Here is an 18,533-nt window from a genome sequence, read left to right as displayed (position 1 = left end):
TTATAAGTCTTGTTACATAACAAAAAGAAGTTACCTAAAGAGGTAGCTTCTTTTTGTTGTTTTTTACTTTCTCCCTAAACTCCTATATCACTTGCTGAAATTCCTCAGGTAGGTAAGTAAGAGCTTGGTTTTCTATATCCTTGGGGATACCGTAATAAGCCTCGGCTATACCACCTGTAATAGCGGCAAGGGTATCACTATCGCCCCCTATGGAGACGGCCAAACGGAGAGCACTCTCAAAGTCGTGACTTTCTAAAAAGCAGATAAAGGCTTGAGGAACCGTGCCTTGGCAGGTTTCGTTGAAGCAATAACTCTCGCGTAAGGCAGCACAATTAGTAGAGAGGTCATAGCCACTCTATGAGCGTATTATTCAAACAAAAGAAGAAGAAATAAACTTTCTTAGAGGAAAACTAAGCTGATTATTCTTCTAGAACTATATTATACTAAAAAACACAGCTTATCATTTGCTTTCTTCAAAAAGATGAGTTATTTTTGCATTCATAATTTGGTAGGCGACTATATGCCTTTAAAAAAACAATTATAAGCTGTCCCAAAGTAATACAAATGAGAGTGCTTGAAGGCAAGCATATTAAATTTGTCTGTCCAAAAGACAAGGAACAATTAGAATTTAACTCTTAACTACTATGATCCAAGATATAATCACTTATGCCTTAGTGGCTTTGGCTGTTTTTTTCTTAGTAAAAAAATTCTTTTTCACCAAGAAGAAAAAATGTGGGGGCGGTCCCGATTGTAAATGTGGCGGATAATTTGTAACTTTGCCCTCTGTTAAAAAACTTTTTGAAATGACAAAGCTAAGTGTAAATATCAACAAAATCGCCACTTTGCGCAATTCCCGTGGGGGCAATGTGCCTGATTTGTTACAAGTGGCTACTGATATACAAGAGTTTGGCGCCGAGGGTATCACCATTCACCCGCGTCCCGATGAGCGACATATCCGCTACCAAGATGCGCGAGATCTGAAAAAAATAGTCCATACAGAATACAATATTGAGGGCAACCCTATCCCTAAGTTTATTGATTTGGTGCTTGAGGTGAAGCCTACCCAAGTAACCCTCGTCCCCGATGCAGAAGATGCTATTACCTCCAATGCAGGTTGGGACACCCTCACCCATGCCGCTTACCTAACGGAGATCGTGGCCGAGTTCAAGCGACATGGTATCCGTACTTCCCTTTTTGTAGATCCTGTAGAGAAAATGGTAGAAGCAGCAGCCAAGACAGGCACCGATCGCGTGGAACTCTATACTGAGGGGTATGCACGCGAGTATGCCCGTGGTAACAAAGACGGTATTCTGCCTTATGTGACAGCGGCTAAAGTAGCCCAAAGTGTCGGCTTAGGACTTAATGCAGGCCATGACTTGAGTTTGGACAACCTCAAATATTTCAAAGAACAGATACCTGGCCTCTTGGAAGTCTCCATAGGGCATGCACTTATCAGTGAGGCGCTCTACTTGGGACTGCAAAATGTAGTAAGCATGTATCTCTATCGCCTTAAATAACGTATTATGGAACTTATCAACTCTCAGATAGTAGGGGAGGGCAAGCCACTGATTATCCTACACGGCTTCTTAGGTATGGCCGATAACTGGCGTACCCACTCTCTTCATTTTGCCCAAGAGGGCTACCAAGTGCATGTGATTGATGCACGCAACCACGGACATAGTTTCCACTCGCCTGAGTTCTCTTATGCCCTTATGGTGGAAGACCTCATTCGCTATATGGATTATCACCAGATAGCCTCCGCACCGCTTATTGGTCACTCCATGGGCGGCAAGACCACTATGCTATTGGCGGTCACACACCCTGAGCGTGCCGAGCGTATTTTGGTGGTGGATATGGCTCCTAAGTATTACCCTGTGCATCACAAAGTAATCCTTGATGCACTCTCTACCTTGGACTTCTCCCAAATAAAAACCCGTGAGGAGGCCGACCAGCAATTGGGCAAATTCATCATAGATGTTCCCATACGCCAGTTCCTGCTCAAGAATGTCTATAGGGTCACCCCTGACCAATTGGGTTTGCGTATCAACTTGCCTGTACTACGCGACCGTGTGGCCGAGATAGGCACAGCCTTGCCCACAGGTACCATCTATTATGGAGAAGCACTCTTTATGGTAGGAGCCAAGTCCAATTATGTCCTTGCGGAGGACATGGCACTGATCAAGCAACATTTTCCCAAAGCTACTGAAGTTATTGTAGAGGGGGCAGGCCACTGGGTACAGGTGGAAAAACCTAAGGAATTTTTTGAAATTGCCTCCCAGTTCCTACAAAAATAAACCAAAATGAAATATATTCTAAACCTTATTATTACCAGCTTACTCATCTTGGGACTCAGTAAGGTATTGCCACATATCAATGTAAGAGATTTCACCGATGCCTTATGGTTTTCCTTGGTGGTGAGCCTGCTCAATATATTCCTAAGACCTATATTGATTGTGCTCTCCTTGCCTATTACGGTGGTTACCTTTGGACTGTTTTTGATTGTAATCAACACAATTATTATCATCTTAGCCGATCGCCTTATTGATGGCATCGAGATACAGGGTTTTTGGTACGCTGTACTCTTTAGCCTCTGCCTCTCCGCTGTGCAATCACTCTTAAATAATGAAAATCAATAATCAATTGTTAATTGTTAATTGTCAATTATCAATGATTTAAGTTTTGCAAGCTCTATAACTTGCTGATTCTCAAAACATCCCCCCTACCCCCCCTCAAGGGGGGAGTTAGTAAGTAGTAGAGGTTCAATAAGTTATAGAAAGAATATTTTCCAATTAGACAAACAAATTAGGCTATTTCAACGCCCTTAAAGCTCCCCCTTTGGAGGGGGGGGGAGGTTTTTACAAATAATTGATTATTAGCTGTTTATAATTTTAATAATAGCCTAAAAACGACTTACGAAACTTAAATCAATGATAAGTAACCTGATGACTCATTAAGTAGCTTTAAACAGTTAAAGTTCAGGTAACCAAAGAATTAACCATTAACAATTAACCATTAACAATTATAATAGATGGATAGATATTTTCTCTGGCTGCTCATAGGTTTCTTTACGCTAACGAAGGCCACAGCCCAATATAATGAGATAGGCTTCTATTTCGGGGGTGCCAATCCTATTTCGGATATTGGCGCCACTTACTATGTATATCCGACAAAGCCTGCTTTTGGGCTGATCTATAAGCGTAACCTGCGCAAACAGCTCTCCTTGCGTGCTGATATTAAGTGGTTTGAGCTATGGGATAAGGACGCCCGCGCCACTACCGAAGCACGTAAGCAGCGCGATTTCTCTTTCCTAAACCGTATGGTGGAGATGGGGGCAGGGGTGGAGTATGATTTCCTCCATTTTGATACTCATGACCCTTTCAAATTGCTCTTTACCCCTTATGTGCATACAGGTTTTTACTTTTTCAAGATGGATAGGCTCTATTTTGACAATTTGGCCAATGGAGCGTCGGCCAAGTACCAGACCTATCCTGAGCGCGATGAGTCTTGGGCAATTCCCTTCACCTTTGGGGTTAAGACCCGCCTATGGGGATCGCGTTTCCTTATCGGGGCGGAGGTGAGTATGCGTTATACCTTTACCAATAATATTGACGGCAGTAAGTCGGGCAAAGGAAAATGGTTCGGAAATCTCAATACCCCCGACTGGTATATGATCTCAGGGGCTTACCTGACTTATACCTTTGGTGCTAAGAAGTGCAACTGTTTTGAATTTGCCAAATAAGATATAAAAATTTTTTGGGAATGCTGAAAAAATCATATCTTTGCCACTTGATAGTAATTTTGCAGATAAGCCAATGAATATAGAAAAAGAAATGCTCCCCAAGCATTTGGCCATCATCATGGATGGCAATGGTCGCTGGGCGAAACAACAAGGAAAACAGCGTATCTTCGGCCATGAAAAAGGAGCGAAAACAGTCAGGGAGATTATACAAGAAGTCTCCCAGTTGGGTATTCCTTACCTGACACTTTATGCTTTTTCAACAGAGAATTGGAAGCGTCCTAAGTTAGAAGTGGAGGCACTGATGCACTTATTATCACGCTATTTGAACAAGGAGGTGGCTATTATGCAGCAAAATAATATCCGCCTGAATGCCATAGGAGACCTTGAGAGCCTACCCTCTAAAGTGAGAAAAGAACTCCACAAGGCTATGGAACAGACCAAAGGCAATACCAGCACTACCGTAAGCCTTGCCTTGGCCTATGGGGGACAGCAGGAACTCCTGCAGATGACCCAACAGCTTGCCCGTAAGGTGCAACAAGGGCTGCTTACCCCCGAACAGATTACCTACCAAGAGATACAGAAAACACTCTACACCCAAGAAATCCCCCCTGTGGACTTGCTTATTCGTACCAGCGGAGAGTGCCGTATCAGCAACTTCCTGCTTTGGCAAATAGCCTATGCCGAACTGTACTTTACCGATGTACTTTGGCCTGACTTCACCCCTGAGCAGCTACACAAAGCCCTTTTAAACTATCAAAATAGAGAACGCAGATTTGGAAAAACCAGTGAACAACTTTAGTATGAGAAATTTTCTATATATTTTCGGGATACTCTTTCTCAATACCTCTTATGGCCAAGAGGAACAAACCCTGCCTGAGGCAATTGCCAAGGATACACTACAGAGCGTAGCTGTAAAGGACAGCCTTCCACAGGAGACTACCCTCACAGCCTTGGAAAGAGGGCGTGAGTTTGTCATAGGTGGTATAGAAGTCAAGGGGGCAAAGCACTACAACGCACAGACGATCATTGTGGCTTCTGGCCTTAAGGTAGGGGATAAGATTACGATCCCTAGCGAACGCTTTACCCGTATCATTCACAAGTTGTGGAACTATCAGGTGTTCAACGATATTGATATCTATATAGCCAAAACAGAGGGCAACAAAGTGTTTTTGGAGTTTGTCATTCAGGAAATGCCTGAACTGACCGAGGTGAAGATTGAAGGGATTCGCAAGAGAAAAGGCGAAGAACTGCTCAAGAAAATAGAATTGGACAAGGATAAACTCAAAACGACCAAGAAGATCAACGAGAGCCTTATCGCTAAAACCAAGTCTTATATCACCGATAAGTATCGCAAGGAAGGTTTCCTCAATACTAAAGTACATATCACCACACAGCCCGTGGATTCCTTGGGCACCAAGGAACGTATGCTCATTCGTATAGATAGAGGTTATAAGGTGAAGATTAACCATATTACCTTCGAAGGGAATGAGAAATTCGCAGATAGCAAGCTGCGTAGGCAGATGAAAAAAACCAAACAGCGTTTCTTCGGTCGTTTTTGGAAGCGCTCTAAGTATGTACAAGATAAGTACAACGAGGATTTGGCTTCGCTTATTGACTTCTATAAGGAAAACGGATACCGCGATGCTCGTGTAACCCGCGATACACTCTATGACGGTAAGGAAAATATTGACCTTAAAATCTCCTTGGAAGAAGGACGCAAATACTACTTTGGGGATATCAAGTTCTTAGGAAATACCATCTATAGCAACCAGATGCTTAGCCACATCTTAGGGCTTAAGAAAGGGGAAGTCTATAACGGGGTACAATTGCGCAACCGTATCAATGACCCTAAAGACCCCGATGCCAATAGCATCTCCAACCTCTACCAGAATACAGGTTACCTCTTCTCTCAGATCAACCCTGTAGAGACTTCGGTGGTCAATGACACTATCAACTTTGAGGTACGTATCCATGAGGGTAAGCAAGCACATTTTAATAATATAACAGTAACAGGTAACAGTATCACCAACGATAGGGTGATCTACCGTGAACTACGTACCCGCCCTGGCTATCTTTATTCCAAGGAAGATGTAATCCGTACCGTACGTGAGCTTTCCCAAATGGGAATCTTTGATGCACAGAGTATCAACCCTCAGATCAAGAACCCTGATCCTAACTCTGGTACAGTGGATTTGGAATATGGATTGACCGACAACGGCTCTTCTAGCCAGATACAGCTACAAGGGGGCTATGGAGGTGGAGGCTTCATGGGTACCTTGGGGTTGAACTTTAACAACTTCTCCATACAGAATATATTTGACAAGAAGTCTTACCGTCCGCTGCCTATGGGAGATGCCCAGAAGCTTGCCTTGAACATCAGTGTAGGGCGTGCCTACAGAGTGGGTAGCTTCTCCTTTATGGAACCTTGGTGGGGAGGGGAGCGACCTGTACAGTTCTCCGTTGGGTTTAACTATTCGGTGAGCTATGATTATAACTACTATACCTATGATGTAGATAAGAGTAAGCGCTTCTATATCACAGGGGTATACTTGGGATTGGCCAAGCGCCTACAGGTGCCCGATGACTATTTCCAACTCTCTCAGAACATCAGTTATAACTATTATGACCTGAGAAACTATAACACTACGCTCTTTACCTTCGGGAACGGACATTCCAATGCCTTGGCTTATACCGTCTCCCTAAGCCGACGCTCCAGTGGGCCTAACCCTATTTTCCCGCTGGGAGGTAGTGATTTTACCATTACGGCCAAGCTCACGCCTCCTTACTCGTTGCTTAATGGGGTAGATTACAAGTCGCTTATGGAGCAGCGCGCAGTGGCAGAGGCCAATAGCAATACCAACCGTATCTCCGAGATTGACCAAGAGCGTTTCAATTGGCTCGAATACTATAAGCTACGCCTACAAGGAAACTGGTACTTGAACTTAGTAGATAAGCTCGTCTTGCGTCCCTCAGTGGATTTCGGTTACTTAGGTTATTATAATAGGGACAGAGGTACCGTACCATTTGAGCGCTTTATGGTAGGGGGCGATGGGATGTCTTACAATTCTTTGGAAGGACGCGAATACATACAGATGCGAGGCTACCCTAACCAGTCTCTCTCATCACGTGATGGTGATGTGATTTATAACAAGTTCTCTTTGGAGCTACGCTATCCGATCACCCTCAAGCCTATGGCTTCTATCTATGGATTGGTGTTTGCCGAGGGAGCCAACTCTTTTGGTAGTTTCTCTCAGTACAATCCCTTTGATATCAAGCGTTCGGCAGGTTTCGGGATACGTATCTTTATGCCTATGCTCGGTATCCTTGGCTTTGACTTCGGTTATGGGTATGATGGTATCAATGGCCGCACTACCCCACATGGCTGGGAAACCCACTTTATCTTAGGACAACAATTTTAATATAATGACAAGTGACAAGTGACAAGTGACAAATACTCACAGGAGAATTAGTCACTTGTCACTTGTCATTAGTCACTAACAACTAAATTCTTATGGAAGATTTCCCTCAAGCAGAAGGCCAAGAGACCATATTGCGCCTCAGTGGCATGTATCAGAATTGGTTCTTGGACTACGCCTCTTATGTTATCTTAGAACGAGCTGTTCCCGCTTTGGAGGACGGTTTTAAGCCTGTGCAGCGCCGTATCATGCACTCCATGGACGAGTTGGAGGACGGCCGCTATAACAAGGTTGCCAATATCGTGGGTAATACCATGAAATATCACCCCCATGGAGACGCTTCTATTGGCGATGCTATTATCCAGTTGGGACAAAAACAGCTGCTCATTGACACCCAAGGAAGCTGGGGGAATATCCTCACAGGCGATGATGCTGCGGCTCCCCGATATATAGAGGCACGTCTATCTAAGTTTGCCCTTGATGTGCTATTTAGTCCCAAGGTAACCGAGTGGCAAAAGAGCTACGACGGCCGCAACGATGAGCCTGTACACCTGCCGGTAAAGTTTCCTCTACTCTTAGCCCAAGGAGCGGAAGGAATTGCCGTGGGGCTTTCTACCAAAATATTGCCCCATAACTTTAACGAACTCATTGATGCCTCTGTGCTGTATTTAGAAGGCAAGCCCTTTGAGCTATACCCCGATTTTCCTACAGCAGGTATCATGGATGCCGCTACCTATAACGATGGTATGCGAGGAGGCCGTATTAGAGTGCGTGCCCGTATTGCCCAGAGGGACAAATCGACCTTAGTCATCACCGAAATACCCTTTGGAACAACCACTTCTTCGCTGATTGATTCTATCCTTAAAGCCAATGAAAAAGGAAAGATAAAAATCCTAAAGGTAGATGACAATACAGCCAAGGATGTGGAGATATTGGTACACCTACCCAAAGGAATTTCCCCCGATAAGACCATAGATGCCCTCTATGCCTTTACCGATTGTGAACTCTCTATCTCCCCGCTCTGCTGTGTGATTGAGGATAACAAGCCTCACTTTATAGGGGTGAGCGATATACTGCGCAAGAGCACCGACCGCACTGTGGAGATTCTCAAAAAGGAATTGGAGGTAAAGCTTGATGATCTAGAACAAAAATGGCACAACGCCTCCTTGGAGAAAATATTTATCCGTGAGGAGATGTATATTGACTTCAAGAAATATAATGACAAGGAAAGCCTTTTTGCCTACCTATACGAGTGCTTTGAACCCTTCAAGGAACAACTCTTACGCCCTATCACCGATGAGGATATAGACCGCCTTACCCAAATCCCCATGATTCGTATCACTCGCTATGATACCTACAAGGCCGAGGAAAATCTCCTAAAGATAGAAGCCGATATAGAAGTGGTCAAAAATCACTTAGCCAATTTAATTGCTTTCACCATTGACTATTTTAGGAATCTGCAAAAGAAATATGGCAAAGGTAAGGAGCGCAAAACGGAAATACGACCTTTCGATACCATTGAGGCTACTAAGGTAGTGGTACGTAACCTTAAACTCTATGTCAATAGGGAAGAGGGATTCGTAGGTACTTCTCTCAAGAAAGATGAATATGTGGCCGATTGTAGTGATATAGATGATTTGATCGTCTTTACCGCCGATGGGAAAATGATTATCACCAAGGTAACCGAAAAGAGCTATATAGGCAAGAATATTGTTCATGTAGGGGTGTTTAAAAAGAATGACACCCGTACGGTGTACAACCTAGTGTATCGCAACGGGAATGACAAAATCTCTTATATCAAGCGCTTTACCGTGACGGGAATTATTCGTGATAAGGAATATGATGTGATAGAACCACATAAGGATTCTCAAATCCTATATTTTTCAGCCAATCCCAACGGAGAGGCGGAGGTGATAACCATCATACTCCGTCAGGCAGGTAGCGTAAAGAAACTCAAATGGGATATCAATTTTGCTGATATTCTTATCAAAGGAAGAGCCTCTCGCGGAAATATTGTGACAAAGTACGCCATTAAGCGTATAGAACTCAAGGAAAAAGGTATATCTACCCTCAAACCACGTAAGATATGGTACGACCCTATCGTGCACCGCCTCAATACCGAAGGCCGTGGCGAGCTACTCGGCTCCTTCAAGGGGGAAGATAGGTTGCTGCTCATTGGCAAGGATGCCGTAGTGAAGACGGTAATCCCTGATCTCTCCCTACACTTTGACCCGAACCTGCTGATTATAGAAAAGTGGAATCCTGAAAAGCCGATTTCTGTCATTCACTACGAAGGAGAAAAGGAACGCTACTTTGTCAAACGCTTCTTAGTGGAAAACCCTAACCGTGAGGAACTGGTTATCTCCGATCATCCTAAGTCTCAGTTGCTCTTTGTCTCTACCCAGTGGCGTCCTATGGCCGAGGTCGTATTTACCAAGACAGGCAGAGAGCGTGCCGAAAACCAAACGGTCAATATAGAAGAGTTTATTGCTATCAAGGGTATCAAGGCCATTGGCAACCAACTCTCTACCGAGCGTATCAAGGAGATTGTCCCCTTGGAGCCTCTTCCATATGAAGAACCTCAAGCTGAAGAAGAAGCCAACGAAGAAGAGGACACCGCAGCGCCCGAGGTGATACAGCCCGATTTGTTTAGTGGATTAGATCAGTAGTCAGAAGTCAGTGGCTATTATATAATTTCAACTTATTCAGAGACAAACAAAAGAAATAACTATATGGCAAAGAAAAAACGAACCTGGACAAGTCTTAGAACAGAAATAGCACAATTAGTGGTTCAATTGCAGATTTCTTCAGAGGATTTTCGCCCATTAGGGATAGAAGAATGGAAAGCTGTAGAGACTCAGATTTATAAGACATTCTGCAAGCATCAAAGAGGTAGGTACTATTGGCTTTGGGAGGATTTCTCTCAAGAAGCGGTTGCTTTTGTTCCGCCTCATAATCCTGAAAATTATCTTACTGAACTTATTGATGTACAAGAAGAGATATTCTTTATCTTTGCGGAATCTCAGAATGATAAGTTTTGGTTTTATGAAGGGAGGATACCCCCTGTACTCCCACTTATAGGAGAACTTCACCATTATGATGAGTTTTATTTTGTTTCTAAGAAATACGAATGGCTTATAGCTATCAATCATCATGATGCTCTTATTGCTACAGGCAGTAAAACAGAGGCCTTGAAAAGTATTATCTCATAGAGAAATAAACGAGCCCCAATTAGGAACCTCAATTCATCACCACGCTGGTGATGAATTGTAAAACACTGATAGCTAACAACTAACGTGAGTTCGACGTAAGCAAAATTATATTTTTTCTCCCATGGATTTTCACGGAGAGAATAATATAACAACTAACGTAACTCTGTAATTTTCACCAATAAATTCTGTATATAGAATCATTGTTATAATGGGGTAATGTATCAGATGTATTATTAAAGATTCAATACCTTTATAATCAGTACAATACAAAAGCCCATTGTGAAAAGATAGCACTTTTGAGAAAACTAAATGACTATGAAAAAAGGTAATATAATAATCCTATATCAGATTGATTTAGAAATATATAAAAAAGTAAGAAAGGAAAAATACTATCATTTTTCTAAATCTGAAATCGTTGAGAACATGCTATGGGGAGAGGTTTTAATCTTAAATGATGATAAAACTCTTTTTCATTTTCAGGCTGATTTGCTTAAATTCTTCATTGTTTTTGCTGATAATTTAGGGAAAATAGTTTCGGGAGAAGAAACAAAAAATGAAGTATTTAGTGTGTATGATGATTATCATTTTTCCCTCAGAAGAGAGGATGAAGAGTATGTTCGTATCCTATTCAATGGACAAAGAAAGTCGTTGTTCACCATCAAAAAATTACTGCATAAAATAGAAGCTGTAAAGCAGAAATTATACAACGACTTTAAGATACTATACCCTGATTATGAGCAGTTGAAAAACTTGGATTACTTGGAGCGTAAACTAGTAAGTTTGTAGCTCGTGTCTATTCATTATTGTCCAAAATACCGCAAGTACTATACTATCAAAAAAACATGATTCATATTGAAAGAGGGAAAATAGATACATTTCAAGTGGGAGATTTCTCCAATATAACAACAATAGAAAGGAATTCGCTTACATTTTTCTTTGAAATAGAAAATAAGCGTATTCAGACTATTTCTGTTCGGGATGTAAAACAGATAGAAGTATATGGCAAAGGGATTACAGTAGCTACTATTGATACAATCACACAAGAGAAGCCAATTATAGATGGGGACTTCTATATTTATCCAAACTTACAGCTATCTTTGTACATTGATTTTAAAAACGAAATCTTTGCACAAGTATTAGTTTTTGATAGTTCGTTGGTAGATTTGTATGTCCCAAAAGCATATAAACTGATAGAAGATAGCTTGCTGAGGAGTTCTAATATATTGGAACTGAATCCTTTTAAAGCCGTTAATCAATTTGTCTTTAATACTACTTTAGAGGATTTTAAAAAGGAATACCACATCACAACAATGCCCGTAGAAGGGATTGGAGGGAAGAAGATATTTGAAAGTGCTTCTTTATTGTTTGAATTTTACAATCAGCTGCTCTGTAGCATATATGTAAAAACGCCTCGTTTATTTGATAAGATACTTGTAAGAGATTATAATTTCAATAATGATAAAGATATAGAAAGACTTATAAGCACCGAGGAAGTATTATATCATGGTCATTGGATGGTTATCCCTGCTTTAGGAATTAGTATTGAAGGTGACAACTTAACAAGGTTGTGTTTTTACAATGAATATGTAGCTCCTTTTTGGGAGAATATACGCCGACCTATTACCAGTTGGTAAGGAATCAAGGGTGTGGGTAGGGCTTTAATACATTATCCCAAAATATCGAAGTGTTCGCTCTAGCAGAGCTGATTAAGGAGTAGGGGAAATAATTCGCCTATTTATTAACGCGAATCAATAGTAGAAAACAATTGTATAGTCCAATTCATTAAGGCGCAATTTATTGCGCCTCTACGGAGGACTATGTTTTTGGTAATTGTCTTAGCCAGCGCATGTGTAGAGACGCAATTTATTGCGTCTTAGATAGTAATAGTTTTAACTATTGATTTGCATTATTAATTTTGTATATTTGCAGAAAAATAAAAGCCCTCGCTGGTGTGAGCGTTTGGCTCGAACCTATTATAAAAAATAGCGTGTAGCTTTTTAATGACAAAGAAGAATAAACCATATTTGTTAAAAACCAGAATTATGAAAGAACCCATTAGTTTAGATACCGCCTTACAGATTGTAGGCTCCTTAAAAGTAAGGGCTATTAAGGAAATAGATCAAGTAGGTGATCCTTATGAAAAAGAGTTACTTAGCCAAAAAATAGATATGTATTCACAGGAAGAAAAAATGCTATATGGGGTTAATGATATGGCACGCCTTTCTGTAATGGATAAAATAGTACATTATTATAGTCCCTTAATAAAGAAAATGAATGAAGTTGAAGGAAATTGAAGCTATTTATCTTCTTAAAAGAGATAAATTACTTAGAGGAAAATTTTCACAAGAAAGCCCTATTGCTTTTATCTTAGGAGGACAACCTGCTTCGGGGAAAAGTGGTTTAGCAAGGGCTATTTTGCGACAATTTCCTGATAAAGACTTTCTCTTTGTCAATGGGGATATCTACAGAGAATTTCACCCAAAGGCAAAAGAACTTATAAAACACCCTGATAGCTATTCAGAGGAAACACAACTATTCTCTAACTTTTTTACAGAAGCACTTATACAAGAAGCTATTACTCACCGATACAATATCATAGTAGAAGGAACTATGCGTAATGCTGATATCCCGTTGCGTACAGCTTTGGCTTTCAAAGAAAAAGGTTTTAGGATAGAAGCCTTTGCTATTGCAGCACCTGCTCTTTTTACAGAATTGGGTTTTTACTTGCGCTACCAAGAAGAAATAGACTTCCAAGGTTATGGACGATTAGCCGACAAAGTTTCCCATGATAAAGCTGTAGCGGGTTTGCTCCTTTCGTTGGATCGCTTATATACTGAAAAAGCAGTAGATAAGATACATCTTTACAGCTATCAGGCGGAAAGACATCTCATTACCTATACCTTGGCACAGCAATGGGATATAGCTCGTTTGCCTTCAGAGGAAGTCGTAGAAGCAAGAGCAGAACAATATCAAGATAAGGCACTTCGGTTGCAGCTGATAGAAAAAGCTAATACAATGAAACTTAGGATGCCCTCTTCTATAAGAGTTATTGTAGAGGAACTTATTCAAAAAATAGCTGACGACAGCTCTCTCAGAGTAACATTTCCTATAGCTTTCAACTGAGGAAAAAAGAGAATACTTATCTGTCCTTTTGTTCCCATATCCATTAGATTAGAGAATGCGTAATTTAAGCATATTGGCTAACCTTTTCTAATGATAATAAACCCTATTTTATAGTCAAACAAATTTAGATTGCGAATAAATAAAAGATTTGTTATTTTTGTACCATCTATGGAACTAACATTATCACCAACAGAAATAGAGGAACTTAGAAAGCTCCAACGCAACTTGCAAGGTCGCTCGGATTATGCCCGAGTTACCTGCATTTTGATGCTTTCTATGGGCAATACTCCTATTTTTGTTGCTGATTGCTTAGGTATAGATATTTCTACTATTTATCGTTATCGTTCCTTATATCTTGAAGGAGGACTAGATAAACTCCTTGAGAATCGTTATAGAGGTTATCAAGGTCTGCTTAATATTTTTCAAATAAAATCCTTAAAACAAGAGTTACGCACACATCTTTATACAGATGCAAAACAAGTATCTCAATGGGTTAAAGACACTTTTGAAGTTACCTATACTCCACAAGGAATGGCTGATTTACTTAACAGAATTGGTTTTTCCTACAAGAAAACAACCAAAGTGCCTTGTGAGGCGGATCCTTTAAAACAAAAACTATTTGCTGAAGCTCTCTCTAAAATTCTTCAAGAAAAGGAAGAAGGGGATGTGGTGTATTTTGCCGATGGTGTTCATCCTACGCACAACAGCCGTTCCACTTATGCTTGGATAGAGAAAGGTAAAGAGTTTCAACAACCAACAGTTAGTGGGCGTGATAGAGTGAATATCAATGTTTTACTTAATGCTTATGATGTTACAGATGTAATAGCTCTTGATTGTGAATGCGTTAATGCAGAATCAACAAAAGAACTTTACGAATTAGCTCTTAAAAAGCATCCAAACGCTAAAAATATTTATATTATATCCGATAATGCTCTCTATTATCACAATAAAGAGCTTCAAAACAGGGTAGAAGATAATAGAATCAAGCAAATCTTCTTGCCTCCATACTCTCCGAACCTCAATTTAATAGAGCGCTTGTGGAAATTCTTACGAAAAAAAGTAATCAATACGGGTTTCTATCGGAACAAGACAGAATTCCGAGATGCTATAAGGAATTTCTTTGATAATATATATACTTATAAAAAGGAGTTAGAGTCACTTCTAACTCTCAATTTCCGTTTGATAAATTCGCAAACCATTTCTTTTTGACTATAAAACCCAACCTTATTACATTTTTTAGATTTTGGTAAATTATTTTGTTGTTACAATATAAAATTGTAATTTTGCTCGTCTAAAAATATATTTTATATTATATAAATAATATACTTATGTTACTTACTTTAGCTTCTCTAAAAACAGGACAAGTCGCTATTATTGAAGGATTTACCCCTGAATGTCGACAAGAGGTACGACAACGCTTGTTGGACTTAGGCTTTGTACGTGGTTCCAAAATATTTGTGGAGAATATAAGCCCTTTGGCTGACCCCGTAGCATATAATATTCATAATACCCAAATTGCCCTCCGCAAAGAGGATGCCCTTTGTATATTAATTAGCTTATCCCTATGAAAAATACTTGTGATACTTGTGCCCTAAACCCTTCAGCTTCCCTAAAACCCTTAGGAGAGGAGACAGGAACTTTTGATTATACTATTGCTTTGGCTGGTAATCCTAATACTGGGAAGAGTACTGTGTTCAATGCTCTTACCGGTCTGCGCCAACACACGGGCAATTGGCCGGGAAAAACAGTTACCCGTGCTGAGGGAAGTTTTCTATTCCATGACTTACGTTACAAAATAATTGATCTCCCTGGCACATATTCGCTACTTTCTACCTCTGAAGATGAGGAAGTAGCACGGGATTTTATTCTCTTTGGTAAGCCTGATGTAACCGTGATAGTGGTAGATGCAAGTCGCTTAGAGCGAAACCTAAGTCTTACCCTTCAAATATTAGAAATTACAGATAAAGCAGTGCTTTGCCTAAACCTAATGGATGAGGCTTCCCGACATCATATTAGCATAGATACACGTACTCTTTCACGGGATCTGGGTATTCCTGTAGTAGCTACCAGCGCCCGTACCAGAGAAGGTATTGATGATTTACTTCTTGCCATTGAGGAGGTAGTAAGTGGTAAGTTCCAAACTAAGAAAAAAACATTTATAGAACTCCCTAAACAGCACATTGAAGCTATTGCACAATTAGAGCAAATACTTAACAAACTGAACCCTACACTCCCTAATACACATTGGTTAGCTATGCGCCTTATTGAAGGTGACCAAAGTATAAAAAAAGGAATAGCCGAAGGTTCTTTTTCGGAAAAAAACAATCCTGAAGAACAAAAGCATCTACTACACATCGCTCAGAAGTACCATCAACTATTAGGCGACAACTACCGTAATGATTTAGTAGAAGCTATTTATGCACAAGCCTCTGCCCTGACAAATGCTTCAGTGAGTACAGACCTCTCTGCTCGCTCTTTCCGCATAGATCGTGCCATTGATAGGATAGTAACTCATAAGTTTTGGGGATTTCCTATTATGTTCCTTCTATTGGCTATAGTATTATGGATTACTATTACAGGTGCTAACTACCCATCAGAACTACTTTCCGATTTTTTTGTAGGTTGGTTATATCCTCTGCTGAAGAGTGGCGCTGAGACTTTGCATTTTCCATGGTGGCTTAGCGGTTTCCTTATTGATGGCATCTATCTGGCTACTACTTGGGTTATTTCAGTGATGTTACCTCCTATGGCTATTTTCTTCCCTTTATTTACCCTTTTGGAGGATTTTGGCTACCTACCACGTGTAGCTTTCAACTTAGATAAGCTCTTTCGCCGGGCAGGAGCACATGGCAAGCAAGCCCTTACGATGAGTATGGGATTTGGCTGTAATGCTGCAGGAGTCGTGGCAACACGTATTATTAATAGTCCACGAGAGAAACTTATTGCTATTATTACTAATAATTTTTCTCTCTGTAATGGCAGATGGCCTACCCAAATACTCATTGCTACCCTGTTCATTGGAGCATTGGTACCCAAACAATGGTCCGGTACTGTATCCATGCTCGCTGTAATAGGAATTGCAATATTAGGAATTATCTTTTCATTTTTCACATCGTGGTTACTGAGCAGAACTTTGCTCAAAGGAGAGTCCTCTTTCTTTGTATTAGAACTCCCTCCTTATCGTCCTCCACGTTTCTTTCAAACTCTTTATACCTCTCTTATTGACCGTACCCTCATTGTACTGTGGCGTGCTATCGTATTTGCAGCTCCTGCAGGAGCCATAATATGGCTCATTTGTAATATACAAATAGGCAGTCAACCCATAGCCTTATGGCTTATACATGGCTTAGATCCTATAGGTATATTCATAGGACTTAACGGAGTGATTCTCTTGGCATACATAGTAGCCATTCCTGCCAATGAGATCGTTATCCCCACTATACTAATGCTTACCACAATGCTATTAGGTCAAGCTACCGCAGGCGAAGCAGGTGTACTGGTGGAGGCTAGCACCTCCGAAATAGACACCTTACTACATGCGGGGGGCTGGAGCCTATTAACTGCTATTAATCTGATGCTATTCAGCTTATTACACAACCCTTGTAGTACTACTATCTATACGATTTATAAGGAGACTAATAGTAAAAAATGGACGCTCATTGCTACCTTTTTACCTGTACTATATGGGGTATTGGTGTGTTTTTTACTAAGCAGAGTGTGGAAAATAGCCTTTTAAGAACTCGTTTTCCTTTTTTGATAAAAAAGTGGATATTTTTAGTGCTCTCATTAATAATATACTATTTTTTGGCTTAATGGACAAAAATGTTGCTCGAAAGTTCTTCAATCCCTTATTTTATCTACCTTTGCAGCTATTTGAAAAGATGAATAAAAAATTTGCTTTTACTGTGGCAGCAAAATAACTAAGAAAAATGGCACTAAAGAGGGTGTTCAACGATACAAGTGTTATGCCTGTGGAAAGACTTTTTTAGCCAAGAGGCAATTGAATATAGATGAAGATTTACTTTGGGAAGAGTATGTCAAAGGTAAACAGACTTATGCTCAATTAGCTGAAAAATATAGGTGTTCTATAAGAACAATCCAAAGAAAGTTAGATAATTATTCTGTCAAGAAACAGCTTAAAACAGCCCGAAAGGTGATCGTTCTGATGGATACAACTTATTGGGGAAGAGAGTTTGGCGTTATGCTTTTTAAAGATGCAATAACTAAAGAGAACCTTCTAAAGTACTATGTGAAAAATGAAACGAATGCTTTGTATATAAAAGGAATTCAAGAACTTATAAGCAAAGGTTTTGAAGTTATAGCAATTGTTTGCGATGGAAGAAAAGGACTATTACAGTCTTTTAATGATATTCCTGTTCAAATGTGTCAATTCCATCAAAAGGCAATTATTGTCAGATATTTAACCAAGAATCCTAAACTCCCTGCTGCGCAAGAACTAATAAAAGTAGTGAATTTATTGACTAATACAGACAAAGAATCATTTGAAGGAATTTTGGGATTATGGCATGAAAAATGGGGAGATTTTCTCAAAGAGAGAAGTATTAATCCATTGACAGGCAGAACACATTATACACATAAAAAGCTAAGAAGCGCCTATAGAAGTTTGAAAAACAACTTATCATGGCTCTTTACTTGGTATAATAAAATAGAACTAAATATTCCCAATACAACGAATGCAATAGATGGTCATTTTGCGGACTTAAAGAATAAACTAAGGAATCATAATGGTTTGTCTTTGGAAAGGAAAAAGAAATTTATTGATGGGTTTTTAAAGGCATAGGGCTGCCAAAATATTAAAAAAATAGGGAGCCTTATTACAAGCTCCCTCATATTAACATTTTGTATAGCATCTGTATTATCCCTGATAGGTTGCTCCCCAGCAGAGCCTATTTCCGTTTATACAGATAGGGCAAAGGTAAGGTAGTTTTTTGTATTATCCAAATACCTGTCTAAAAAAGAGCAACACTTTTGTCCATTAGAAGCTATATACCCAAAAAAAGCAACATTTTTGTCCATTATACC

17 protein-coding genes and 1 pseudogene are annotated in these 18,533 nt (G+C 40.1%); 17 read left to right on the top strand and 1 reads right to left on the bottom strand.

Translation table 11 applies throughout. The features are described from left to right. Positions 1–82: 82 nt before the first annotated feature. Positions 83–283, bottom strand: a pseudogene (locus HMPREF1154_RS13160) (ADP-ribosylglycohydrolase family protein); the annotation flags it as partial. A gap of 361 nt (positions 284–644) precedes the next feature. Here HMPREF1154_RS13160 and HMPREF1154_RS13155 point away from each other — a divergent pair. The 17 genes from HMPREF1154_RS13155 to HMPREF1154_RS07690 all read left to right on the top strand — a co-directional run bounded on the left by HMPREF1154_RS13155 (position 645) and on the right by HMPREF1154_RS07690 (position 18,291). Beyond that, positions 645–767 (top strand): FeoB-associated Cys-rich membrane protein, encoded by a 123-nt coding sequence (locus HMPREF1154_RS13155; protein WP_009642058.1) that lies wholly within the window; start codon positions 645–647, stop codon positions 765–767. Between the two features lie 36 nt (positions 768–803). Then, positions 804–1,517, top strand: coding sequence for a pyridoxine 5'-phosphate synthase (locus HMPREF1154_RS07765; protein WP_009642054.1), 714 nt, complete (start codon positions 804–806; stop codon positions 1,515–1,517). A 6-nt stretch (positions 1,518–1,523) separates the two neighbouring features. Beyond that, positions 1,524–2,294 carry an alpha/beta fold hydrolase gene (locus tag HMPREF1154_RS07760; RefSeq protein ID WP_009642043.1) on the top strand — a complete coding sequence of 257 codons (771 nt, stop codon included), beginning with the start codon at positions 1,524–1,526 and terminating at the stop codon, positions 2,292–2,294. Positions 2,295–2,300: 6 nt separating this feature from the next. After that, positions 2,301–2,636 carry a phage holin family protein gene (locus HMPREF1154_RS07755; protein WP_009642037.1) on the top strand — a complete coding sequence of 112 codons (336 nt, stop codon included), beginning with the start codon at positions 2,301–2,303 and terminating at the stop codon, positions 2,634–2,636. 392 nt (positions 2,637–3,028) lie between these two features. After that, the gene (locus tag HMPREF1154_RS07750; RefSeq protein ID WP_009642045.1) at positions 3,029–3,739 is read left to right on the top strand and encodes a type IX secretion system protein PorG; all 711 of its coding nucleotides are present in this window, start codon (positions 3,029–3,031) and stop codon (positions 3,737–3,739) included. 73 nt (positions 3,740–3,812) lie between these two features. Next, on the top strand, positions 3,813–4,538 hold the full coding sequence (locus HMPREF1154_RS07745; protein ID WP_016420451.1) for an isoprenyl transferase: 726 nt from the start codon (positions 3,813–3,815) through the stop codon (positions 4,536–4,538). Between the two features lies 1 nt (position 4,539). Continuing rightward, positions 4,540–7,158 (top strand): BamA/OMP85 family outer membrane protein, encoded by a 2,619-nt coding sequence (locus tag HMPREF1154_RS07740; protein WP_009642041.1) that lies wholly within the window; start codon positions 4,540–4,542, stop codon positions 7,156–7,158. A 92-nt stretch (positions 7,159–7,250) separates the two neighbouring features. Next, on the top strand, positions 7,251–9,824 hold the full coding sequence (locus tag HMPREF1154_RS07735; protein ID WP_009642046.1) for a DNA gyrase/topoisomerase IV subunit A: 2,574 nt from the start codon (positions 7,251–7,253) through the stop codon (positions 9,822–9,824). Positions 9,825–9,887: 63 nt separating this feature from the next. Further along, positions 9,888–10,367, top strand: coding sequence for a DUF6756 family protein (locus tag HMPREF1154_RS07730; protein ID WP_009642052.1), 480 nt, complete (start codon positions 9,888–9,890; stop codon positions 10,365–10,367). 315 nt (positions 10,368–10,682) lie between these two features. Further along, positions 10,683–11,153 carry a hypothetical protein gene (locus HMPREF1154_RS07725; RefSeq protein WP_009642040.1) on the top strand — a complete coding sequence of 157 codons (471 nt, stop codon included), beginning with the start codon at positions 10,683–10,685 and terminating at the stop codon, positions 11,151–11,153. A gap of 56 nt (positions 11,154–11,209) precedes the next feature. Next, positions 11,210–12,001 carry a hypothetical protein gene (locus tag HMPREF1154_RS07720; RefSeq protein ID WP_050999713.1) on the top strand — a complete coding sequence of 264 codons (792 nt, stop codon included), beginning with the start codon at positions 11,210–11,212 and terminating at the stop codon, positions 11,999–12,001. A gap of 408 nt (positions 12,002–12,409) precedes the next feature. After that, positions 12,410–12,661, top strand: coding sequence for a hypothetical protein (locus HMPREF1154_RS07715; RefSeq protein WP_009642049.1), 252 nt, complete (start codon positions 12,410–12,412; stop codon positions 12,659–12,661). Next, entirely contained in the window at positions 12,642–13,490 is an 849-nt protein-coding gene (locus HMPREF1154_RS07710; protein WP_034567133.1) for a zeta toxin family protein, read from the top strand. The genes HMPREF1154_RS07715 and HMPREF1154_RS07710 overlap by 20 nt, the downstream gene beginning before the upstream one ends. Before the next feature lie 168 nt (positions 13,491–13,658). Next, the gene (locus tag HMPREF1154_RS07705; RefSeq protein WP_009642033.1) at positions 13,659–14,699 is read left to right on the top strand and encodes an IS630 family transposase; all 1,041 of its coding nucleotides are present in this window, start codon (positions 13,659–13,661) and stop codon (positions 14,697–14,699) included. A gap of 119 nt (positions 14,700–14,818) precedes the next feature. Further along, entirely contained in the window at positions 14,819–15,058 is a 240-nt protein-coding gene (locus HMPREF1154_RS07700) for a FeoA family protein (protein ID WP_009642050.1), read from the top strand. Next, entirely contained in the window at positions 15,055–17,226 is a 2,172-nt protein-coding gene (gene feoB, locus HMPREF1154_RS07695) for a ferrous iron transport protein B (RefSeq protein ID WP_009642048.1), read from the top strand. Before HMPREF1154_RS07700 ends, feoB begins: the two co-directional genes overlap by 4 nt. A 264-nt stretch (positions 17,227–17,490) precedes the next feature. Beyond that, positions 17,491–18,291: an IS256 family transposase, variant Zn-binding type gene (locus HMPREF1154_RS07690; RefSeq protein WP_009641149.1), complete on the top strand. Its 801-nt coding sequence runs from the start codon at positions 17,491–17,493 to the stop codon at positions 18,289–18,291. The last annotated feature ends 242 nt before the right edge of the window (positions 18,292–18,533 follow it).

This window comes from Capnocytophaga sp. CM59 (assembly GCF_000293175.1).
Lineage (GTDB): Bacteria > Bacteroidota > Bacteroidia > Flavobacteriales > Flavobacteriaceae > Capnocytophaga > Capnocytophaga granulosa.
This window is presented reverse-complemented; position numbering and strand designations above follow the sequence as displayed.